The organism is Treponema sp. UBA7570, from assembly GCA_002477955.1.
In the GTDB taxonomy this organism is placed as follows: Bacteria; Spirochaetota; Spirochaetia; order Treponematales; family Treponemataceae; genus Treponema_D.
Genome location: DLLE01000054.1, coordinates 1 through 1,010 on the forward strand (window position 1 = coordinate 1; position 1,010 = coordinate 1,010).

Sequence of the window (1,010 nt, forward strand, 5' to 3'; positions counted from 1 at the left end):
GGCAGCCCCATCAGTCCGCCTGCGCAGATTGCGATTGCACCGACCGCCCCGAAAGACTGCTCCAAGAAAGTATAATCCGCGCCGTCATAAGCGGGTTTTCTTCCATATATAATGCCGAAAATTACGAACACGACAAGCGGCATGATTACGGCAAAAATCACCATGTTCATGTCCCGCAGGCTGAGCTTCAGCTCGGTTTTCAAAAAAGTAAAAAATCGTTTCATTCGTCCGCCTCCTCATCTGAAAGTTTTAAGTATGCGTCCTCAAAATGTTCACAGCCACACTGCGCCTTTGCCTGCTCGACAGTTCCGCGGAAAACGGCCGTTCCTTTTTTCAGAATGCAGATTTCATCGCACAACGCCTCGACTTCATCCATAAAGTGCGAGGTCAGAAAAATCGTAAGCCCCTGTTCTTTAAGCGACTCAAGAGTTTTCCACACGCCGCGCCGTGCCTTTGCGTCAAGCCCGGTTGTAAGCTCGTCAAGAAAAACAAGCTGTGGCTGCCCGATCAGCGCCAGCACGATGAAAAGCCGCTGACGCTCTCCGCCCGAAAGACTTTTCACCGCAGTTTTTGCCTTGCCGCCGATTCCGAACTGATTGCAAAGCTTGCGCCAGTCGGCGCTTTTGCGGTAAAGGCTCGCTGTCTCCTCGCAAAGCTCACTGACCCTGATTTCCTTATGATAGTCGCCTTCCTGGAACTGCACGCCGATTTTCTGGAAAAGCTCGCGGCGGCATTTCTTCGGGTCTTGCCCCAGAAGCCGGACTGTTCCGCTGTCCGCCTGTTTTGTGCCGAGCATACATTCAATCGTCGTGGTTTTTCCAGCCCCATTCGCGCCGAGCAGCCCGAACACAGTTCCGCTTTTTACCGAAAGGTTCAAGTGATTTACAACGTTTTTCCATTGTATGATTTTGTAAGTCCTTCAACAAAAATCGCCTCGCTCATTTTTTAATCCTCCCATAAAAGAAAGCTTGCAACGCAAAGTTTTTATTAGGTCAAATGTCGAGTTTTAG

General features: G+C 50.0%; 1 protein-coding gene and 1 pseudogene. Both read right to left on the reverse strand.

All coding sequences use genetic code 11. From position 1 onward, the window contains the following. Window positions 1–224 (reverse strand): annotated as a pseudogene (locus tag B4N75_RS06815) (ABC transporter permease); the annotation flags it as partial. Continuing rightward, window positions 221–877: an ABC transporter ATP-binding protein gene (locus B4N75_RS06820; protein ID WP_296706960.1), complete on the reverse strand. Its 657-nt coding sequence runs from the start codon at window positions 875–877 to the stop codon at window positions 221–223. The pseudogene B4N75_RS06815 and the gene B4N75_RS06820, both read right to left, overlap by 4 nt. Between the last annotated feature and the right edge of the window lie 133 nt (window positions 878–1,010).